The organism is Candidatus Infernicultor aquiphilus (assembly GCF_002784285.1).
In the GTDB taxonomy this organism is placed as follows: Bacteria; Atribacterota; Phoenicimicrobiia; order Phoenicimicrobiales; family Phoenicimicrobiaceae; genus Infernicultor; species Infernicultor aquiphilus.
Genome location: NZ_PFKO01000277.1, coordinates 1 through 8,449, shown reverse-complemented (window position 1 = coordinate 8,449; position 8,449 = coordinate 1). Strand labels below are relative to the sequence as shown.

The 8,449-nt window shown below is 31.4% G+C and carries 7 protein-coding genes; 6 read left to right on the top strand and 1 reads right to left on the bottom strand.

The genetic code is table 11. The annotated features are described in order from the left end of the window. Positions 1-118 precede the first annotated feature (118 nt). Positions 119-1,516, top strand: a complete 1,398-nt coding sequence (locus COZ07_RS07465) for a LysM peptidoglycan-binding domain-containing protein (protein ID WP_406607946.1) — start codon at positions 119-121, stop codon at positions 1,514-1,516. A gap of 266 nt (positions 1,517-1,782) precedes the next feature. Here COZ07_RS07465 and COZ07_RS07460 read toward each other — a convergent pair whose 3' ends face one another. Continuing rightward, entirely contained in the window at positions 1,783-3,957 is a 2,175-nt protein-coding gene (locus tag COZ07_RS07460; RefSeq protein WP_406607945.1) for a long-chain fatty acid--CoA ligase, read from the bottom strand. Positions 3,958-4,339: 382 nt separating this feature from the next. Between COZ07_RS07460 and COZ07_RS07455 the strand changes: the two genes are divergently transcribed. The 5 genes from COZ07_RS07455 to COZ07_RS07435 form a co-directional block, all read left to right on the top strand. After that, positions 4,340-5,143 carry a ParA family protein gene (locus COZ07_RS07455; protein WP_406607944.1) on the top strand — a complete coding sequence of 268 codons (804 nt, stop codon included), beginning with the start codon at positions 4,340-4,342 and terminating at the stop codon, positions 5,141-5,143. Next, on the top strand, positions 5,112-6,398 hold the full coding sequence (gene ftsZ, locus COZ07_RS07450) for a cell division protein FtsZ (protein WP_406607943.1): 1,287 nt from the start codon (positions 5,112-5,114) through the stop codon (positions 6,396-6,398). Before COZ07_RS07455 ends, ftsZ begins: the two co-directional genes overlap by 32 nt. Positions 6,399-6,530: 132 nt before the next feature. Continuing rightward, positions 6,531-7,196 (top strand): transposase, encoded by a 666-nt coding sequence (locus COZ07_RS07445; protein ID WP_406607942.1) that lies wholly within the window; start codon positions 6,531-6,533, stop codon positions 7,194-7,196. Positions 7,197-7,437: 241 nt separating this feature from the next. Beyond that, on the top strand, positions 7,438-7,686 hold the full coding sequence (locus COZ07_RS07440) for a hypothetical protein (RefSeq protein WP_406607941.1): 249 nt from the start codon (positions 7,438-7,440) through the stop codon (positions 7,684-7,686). Between the two features lies 1 nt (position 7,687). Then, positions 7,688-8,449 (top strand): ribokinase (locus COZ07_RS07435; RefSeq protein ID WP_406607940.1); only part of this gene is annotated, 762 nt, incomplete at its 3' end.

Genomic DNA, 8,449 nt, shown 5'->3' with positions numbered 1-8,449 from the left:
ATAATTAAATGAATAATTTTAAAAAAAATAATATTTTTTATTTATAAAAAGAGGATTTTATAAATCTTTGCCGAATTAATATATTATAAAGGAGATGAAAAAAATTGGAGGTGAAAAAATGTCAAAAAATTTAATAGTTTTATTTATAGTAGTTTTATTAATTGTTGGTGGTTTTAGTATTTATACTTATGATCAGTCTAACCAAGCAAAGAAAGAATTAGAAGAAAAAAATCTTAGATTGGAAAGTAGTAATGAACTTATTTCGGAACTGAAGGAAAATATAAAAGAAAAAGAAAAACAGATTGAGGAACTAAGCGCCAATTTGACTAAAGAAAAGAAAGATTTAGAGCAAGAATATACCGATAAATTATCTATTTTAACTGAGGAAAGAGCAAAATTAGAAGCTTCGTTAGCGGAGAAGGAGAAGATCTGGCTGGATCAAGATAAAGAAAAAGAACAATTTATGATTAAATTAGAGGAGGAGGTTAAAGGATATAAAGAGAGTATAAGTAAGTTAGATAATGAAATAGTTAATTTAAAAGAAGGAGTAGTCCAGCTAACCAATGAAAAGAAAGATTTAGAGCAAGAATATACCGATAAGTTATCTGGATTAATGGAAGAAAAAATCAACCTTGGAACTTTGTTAGCAGAAAAAGAAGAGATAATTAAAACCATTGAGAGCCAGAAAGAAGAAGCTGAGCAGGCTGTTTTCTCTAAGGATAGGCTTATTTCGGAACTAACAGGAGATATAGAAGAGAAAGAAGCACAAATTAATGAATTACAGGCAAATTTAACTAAAGAAGAAAAAGATTTAGAGAAGGAATATGCGGATAAATTACCTGGATTAATGGAGGAAAAAGCTAGACTTGAAGCTCAATTAATTCAACAAGAAGAGATGTTGAAAGCTAAAGATCGCGAGAAAGAAGAATTTATCGCTAAATTAGAGACTTACACCAATCAGATTAATGAATTAAAAGATAAGTTAACCCTACAAGAAAGTGAAAAAGAGAAAGATTATACTGCAGAACTGTCAATATTACGGGAAGAGAAGAGTGCATTTGAGACTCAACTAAAAACTTCTCAAGCTCTTCTTTCGGAAAGAGAAGATACTATTACCATCCTTAAACAGCAAAAAGAAGAATCAGAAAAGAATCTTGCCGACCAGGATAAAATAGTTGTAGAATTATCTGAAAGTATAAAAGGATATGAAAATCAGGTTACGGAAATAAAAGAACAAATGGCTAAAGAGGGAAAAGAAAAAGAAGCAGAATGTGCTAGTAGATTATCCTTATTAATGGAAGAAAAGAGCATAGTAGAGGCTAAGTTAGCAGAGGCTATGCAAAAGGGCATACCAGATTATTATGAGGTTAAGAGGGGAGATTCTCTCTGGAAGATTGCTGAAAGATTTTATAACCAGGGTGAGGAATGGATAAAAATATTTGAGGCAAATCTAGACAAAATAAAGAACCCCAATTTAATTTATCCCTATCAAAGGCTTACAATTCCTAAGGAATAATTTAGTATCGTGTATCGAGTTAGCTGGTTAGTTGGTTACCTGGTTAGCTAGTTAAGATAGCAAAAGATAAATAATCAAAAACTAAGGGGCGGGTAATCCCGCCCCCTTTCTTTTACAGTATAAATTAAGATATCTAATTTTTAATCCCTCTCCCCCCGCTGTAGGCTATACGCTATATGAAAAAAAGTTTTTAATTTTGGATTATGGTTTTGCGCTTTTCGCTTTAAGTTTTTAGCTTACTAAATACTATTCACTAACGACTAATTTTATTCACATATCCTATCTATTTCTTTTTTATATTTATTATGTATCTCAAATCTCTTCATCTTCAGAGTTTCAGTTAGATCACCATCTTCAATAGTAAATTCTTTAGGAAGTAGAGCAATCCCCATAACTGTTTCATAGGGTTTAAACCCATGCTCTTTAGAGATTAATCTTTTTTGTTCTCTTTGATACAAAGATATTGTTTGGGGGTTATTAATTAATTCATTAGTATCTTTATATTTAATATCTTCTTTATCAGCATATAATTTTAAAGATTCAAAATCAGGAACAATTAGTGCTCCCAGACGAGGTTTGTCTTGACCAACTACAATAACCATATTTATATAATCACTTTCTTTTAGTTTGTCTTCGAGGGGTAAGGGCTCAACATTTTCTCCTCCTCTTAAGACTATAGTATCCTTTATTCTTCCCACAAGCTTAAGATATTTTCCGTTATAGGTCTTCTTACCTAAATCTCCGGTATTAAACCAACCTTTTTTAATTACTGCATCAGTTTTTTCTTTATTTTTATAATAACCCTTCATTATCATAGGCCCTTTAGTTAACACAATACCTATTTCGCCATTAGGTAATTCCTGATCATAATTATCCTTATCTACAATCTTTATTTTTACTTCCGGGAGGGGAGGTCCTACTGTAAACAAAATATTATATTTTTCTACTCTGCCAGCGAGGATTGGAGATGTTTCAGTCAATCCATATCCTTCACAAACCATAATTCCAACTAGGTTAAAAAATATATCAGTAGCTTTGGGAAGTGCTCCCCCGCCACTAATAGCAAACCTTAATTCTCCTCCAGTTATTTCTCTAATCTTCCTAAAGACTAGCTTATCGGCTAGCTTATATTTCCAGCCCAAGCTTTTCATTGTTCTTTTAGCCTGACTTAATTCTTCTGCGGTATATTCGTTTCGATCAAATAAAGGTAGAGTATCGTTTATAATTCCTTCAGCTTCTTTATATTTTCGTCCTATTTCGACCGCCCAATTAAATATAAATCTCTGTATAGTACTTCCTTTTTTAATATTATCCATAATCCCTTTATGTAGACTTTCCCATATTCGGGGGACACTACACATAACAGTAGGTTTTTCTGCTTTAAGATCTGGTAGAAGGACCTGTTTAAAAGGTTTACTATAAGCGGTTGAAGCCCCTACAGTTAGGGCACAATACTCTACAGTTCGTTCATAGATATGCCAGGAGGGTAGAACCGATAAGAATCTATCTTCTTTATGAATTCCTACTGTTGGTGGAGCTGTTCTTAAATTATGCAGAAAATTAGAGTTGGTAAGTGTAACTCCTTTGGGGTCAGCGGTAGTCCCAGAGGTGTAGATTATGGTTACCAGATCATCTGCTTGGGCACGGTCAGCTATCTTCGTAAAGGAAGTATCTCCCTGATTTAATAAATCTTCACCGATTTTATTTATTTTTTCAAAGGAATAAATTTGATGAGAATGTGTTTCATTATATGGTTTGTCTAGCACTACTGTCCTATTTAAAAGACTATTTTTAACGGAGTCAGCTGTATCTTTAGAGTGAGTCTCTTTTAAGAGATTTTCTATATTTTCTTCTAAGTACTTTTCTAAGAATTTTTTGGCTTCAGTTGATAAGAAGATATGCTTATTTTTATTATTCACTAAAGAATGTATAATGGTATAAAATTTTTTGCTTATTTTTTCGTTTTCTTCGAATCTGGTCGGTATAGTCCATTCCGGAGCATTTTCTTTCTCAGAAAACATATTGATTTTATCTATTAGGATAATATTTTTTATCTGAGGGAGGTCTTTAATTACACTATAAAAATTAGAAAACTGTTTCTCTCCTTCTATTATGGTAGCCTTAGAATCTGAATGATTCAGTTTAAAGTAAATGTCCTGAGATGAGCTATCACCACTGCAAGGGACATCAACTGCTCGTAGGCCAATAATTGCCAGATCAGAAATTATCCATTCAAAGCGGTTATCACTGATCAGACCTATATGGTCATATTTTTCTAAGCCAATATGTAACAGTCCAGTGCCGAATATTTTAACTTTTTGGTAGAATTCTTTATAAGATATTGGTTTGAATTTTCCTTCTTTTTTTACTTTAAAAGCAATTCTATCCCCGTATAGATTGACACTGTTTTTTAACGTTTCATTTATTGTTTGCAACTTCATAAAAATATCCCCCCCCAATCTTTATTTAATAATTATTAGTTAATATTAATAGTAGTTATTAGTACCAAGTATATAGATAAATTTAAGAAAAGTCAAATTATTAAATTACAGTATCGAGTATAGAGTTAAGAAAGAGAAAAAAAGATAGAAAAAAGATGTCTTATTTTGTCGGAATGAAAAATTATTTTTTAAAAAAAATAAATAAAAAGAAGGGTTTTTCAAAATAATGTAGAATAAAAATATAAAGAGATAAACGGAAAAGAGAAAAAATATTTTTTAGATTTTATGAATTCTTTTCTATCTTTAAAAAATTATGGTATAATTAAATCAAAATATAAAAATAAATATAACTTTATTTTTTTCTTCCAGGAGGATAGAGGGTGTGCGGATAATATCTATTGCTAATCAAAAAGGTGGAGTAGCAAAAACCACTACCACTATAAACTTGGGGGCAAGCTTAAGCTCATTAGGGAAAAAGGTATTATTGATTGACTTGGATCCCCAAGCTCATACTACTTTAGGCTTAGGCATTGAACCAGATAATTTATCTAAAACTATGTTAAATGTCTTAGAACCATATCGCTCTAAAGATAAATTAAAATTAGAAGAAATAATAATAAATTTAAAAGTAGGAGGAGGAGAGAATTTATTTTTAGCTCCTACTAATATTGATTTTGCCAGTGCAGAGTACAAACTTATAGACCAAATAGGCAGGGAAGATTTTTTAGGTGCTAGTATTAGGGAGTGCAAAATTCCTTTTGATTATATAATTATTGATTGTCCACCCTCTTTAGGAATTTTGACCGTAAATGCTTTGAAAGCATGCAATGAAGTTATTATTCCTATGCAACCCCATTATTTTGCTCTTAGAGGTATACAAGAATTTATGGAGACAGCAGAAATTGTACGAAGGAATTTAAATCACCATTTAAAAATTAATATTTTAATTACCATTGCTGAAATAAAGAATAATTTAGCCCAGGAAGTTATAGCGGAGATAAAACAGTACTTTAGTGATAAGTTACTTAAAAATATAATAAGAAAAAATATAACTTTAGTAGAGGCCAGTAGTCAGGGCGTGCCTGCATTATACTATAGTCCAAATTCTCATGGGGCTATTGATTATTATAAACTTGCTCAAGAGGTGATATCGTTTGAAAAAGAAGAGATTAGCGCGGGGATTTAGTAAAATTTTAGATTATAAAGAAGAATTAATTAGAGATACTTCGGCGGATATTATAGATAAAGTAGAAAATCAAAATAACGTTGATGAATTACCAAAAAAACCTACCAAAACTCCTAAAAAAGAATTACAAAAATTTGTAAATATTAAAGTAGTTGGCGTGGGAGGTGGAGGAAATAATGCTATTCGGGAAATGGCTAAACAGGAAATGAATAGTCTTGATCTAATAGCTATAAATACAGATCTGCAAGCTCTATCCCTATCTCAAGCTGGACAAAAGATTCAAATTGGTAAATCTCTAACTAATGGTTTAGGCACCGGGGGTAACCCTGAAATAGGTAAGAAATCAGCTGAAGAGGATAAAGATAAGATTTCTAAAGCTTTAGAAAAAGCAGATATAATTTTTATTACCGCTGGCATGGGAGGAGGGACAGGAAGTGGAGCTTCTTCGGTGGTAGCAAAGATAGCAAAACAATATGGTATTTTAACTATAGGTGTAGTAACTAAACCCTTTACTTTTGAAGGTAAAAAGAGAAAATTACAGGCAGAAACAGCTATAGAAGAATTAAAAAATGAAGTAGATGTTTTAATTACGATTTCTAATGATCGTTTATTGAAAATAATTTCTAAAGATACTTCTATGAAGAATGCTTTTGAAATGACTGATAAAGTATTGCTTCAATCTGTACAAGCTATAGCTGACCTGATTACCATTCCTGGTTTGATAAATTTAGATTTAGCTGACGTAAGAGCAGTAGCGAAAGATGGTGGTTTATCCTTAGTTGGCATCGGAACCGGAAAAGGGAAGAAGAAGGCAAGTAGTGCAGCAAAAATGGCTATCTCTAGTCCTTTATTAGAAGTATCCATAAAAGGGGCGAAATCATTATTGATTAATGTTACTGGTGGCTTAGATATGTGTTTATTTGAAATAAATGAAATAGTTGATATTATATCTAAAGCAGTCGGCCAAGATACTAATATTGTCTTTGGAGCAATTATCAATGAGGAAATGCAGGACGAAATAAGAGTATCAGTTATTGCTACCAAGTGTGAAAAAAATATTGAGGAAGAAGTAAAGAAAAAAGAATTACCTAAAGAAAATTATATAGAAAAAGATAATATTAAGATAGAAGATAAATTTAAATTAAAAGATAAATTGGTAGATGATAAAGACTTAGAGATTCCTGCTTTTTTAAGAAAAAGAATGAAAGATGATATATCAAAAGATTCTCCGAAACCGAAAAAGTTTTTATTTTAGAATATCTTTGCAAATTTAAATTATGGCTTTTTTTATTTCTACTTTTTTATAATTTTGTCTATCCTCATCAATTAGTGGGATGTTAAATGAATTTTACACTCGTTTAAAATAAATTTTGGTGCAATTATTCTTATGAAAAACGAAAAAAGAAGGCAACTTTCTTTTATTACCTATGAAGCATTCCAGAAAATCAAAAAAAACGATCCCCTAAAGATTATTTTTGAATCCCTAGACTGGACTTTTATTTATCCCTTAATTAAAAGTAAATACGTTACTAAGAAAGAATTGATTTATAATCCAGTTGATCTATTTAAAGCTCAACTTCTAATTTGGTTAGGTGAAGTAAAATCAAACCGAAAATTAGCTGAGAGCTTACAATTTAACTCACGGTATTGTGTCCTTTGTGGCTTTGACAGCTTTCTTAAGACTCCCGCTCATTCTACTTTTTCTTACTTCAGGAAAAGAATTGGAAAAGATATTTATTATAAAATTCTACACCGTTTAATTGCCCAGGTAGTAGTTGTAGCCGGAATAAATCAAATAAATATAAATAGCAATATAGTTCATATCGTAACATATTCTGATAAAAATAAAAAGAAAAGTTGTAATTGCAGCGGTAGTAGTGGAAGATGTAAGTATAATCAAAAAAAGAGACACTTTAAAGATAGAACTAATGTAAAGGTGATGACTAAAAATTTTGTAGCCTTCGGGTTTAAAGTTCAAATGATAATTAATCTTAATTCTCAATTACCGGTTGAAATTATAGTTAAACCAAAGGACAAAGAAATTTTAATTTGAAAATAGTAATTCTTTTTTAATAAAATTAATTTTATAAGAATATTGCCTTATAAAGATTTTGAAGTAAACCGATTTCCTTGCTCCGGGAGTATGGCACTGGCTTCCTTTTGTTCTGACTCCCCAAATAAAAAATAAAGTTTACCCTACTATTAAGAAAATCTACGGTAGAAAAGGATTTAGAAATAGTAAATTTACCCCAAAAATTAGATATTGTACTAACTAATTAATTTAGGAGGTTAGAATGGAAGAAGTTTTAAGATTGGAGAATATTTATAAAAACTATGGAAAAGTTGAAGCGATTCAAGATTTAAGTTTTTCCTGTGGTAGTTCTTTCCGAGTTAATTGGTGGTCATGGAATTCAATGGGGAGAATTATCGGCTCTTTCTCTGATTGCAATTATTCCCGGAGTTATTTTGGTAGTATTTTTCCAGAAATATTTAGTGAGGGGCTTAACCTTTGGAGCGGTAAAAGGATAGTTGGTGGTGATTAATTTGAAAAAAAGTAAAATCGTAATTGTAGGAAGCTATAATACAGATTTAATGTCTAAGACTCCCTGGCTTCCAAAACATGGAGAGACGGTGTTAGGTGGACCATTTAAATTGGGCCCAGGAGGAAAAGGCTCTAACCAGGCTGTAGCGGCATCAAGATTGGGTGCAGAAGTTCATTTTATAGGTTGTGTAGGAGAAGATTATTTTGGTGAGATTGCCAGAAATAATTTTATAAAAGAAAAAATTAATATAGATTATCTTAAAATAAGTAGGACCAATCACACTGGGATGGCCCTTATTTTAGTGGATGATAAAACAGCAGAAAATATGATCGTAGTAGCTCCGGGGGCTAATATGGAAATAAATATTCTATTAGTAGAAAATGCAAGAGATATTATTGTAAGTGCAGATGTAGTATTATTACAATTAGAAATTTCTGTAGAGATAGTAGAATATGTAGTAAAAATGGTGTATGAATCTAATAAAGCCATTTCTATCCTTAATCCTGCCCCGGGGAAGAAATTGGAGAGAAAAGTCTGGGAGAAAGTGTCTTTAATTACTCCCAATAGAAGTGAATTAGAACTTATTACTAATCGAAGTATTGTTACGGTTGAAGAAGCGGAAAAGGCTGCCCAGGAAGTTATTTCAGTAGGCGTAAAGAATGTAATTGTTACCTTAGGAGGAGAGGGAGCTTTAGTAGTAAATACTGATAAAACTACTTATGTACCTTCTTATCAAGTAGATATAGTCGATACTACCGGAGCA

What these genes read in the sequence shown, in the direction of transcription:
- COZ07_RS07465 (WP_406607946.1), top strand. Translation starts at nt 119, where the DNA reads ATGTCAAAAAATTTAATAGTTTTATTTATAGTAGTTTTATTAATTGTT.
- COZ07_RS07460 (WP_406607945.1), bottom strand. Translation starts at nt 3,957, where the DNA reads ATGAAGTTGCAAACAATAAATGAAACGTTAAAAAACAGTGTCAATCTA.
- COZ07_RS07445 (WP_406607942.1), top strand. Translation starts at nt 6,531, where the DNA reads ATGAAAAACGAAAAAAGAAGGCAACTTTCTTTTATTACCTATGAAGCA.
- COZ07_RS07440 (WP_406607941.1), top strand. Translation starts at nt 7,438, where the DNA reads ATGGAAGAAGTTTTAAGATTGGAGAATATTTATAAAAACTATGGAAAA.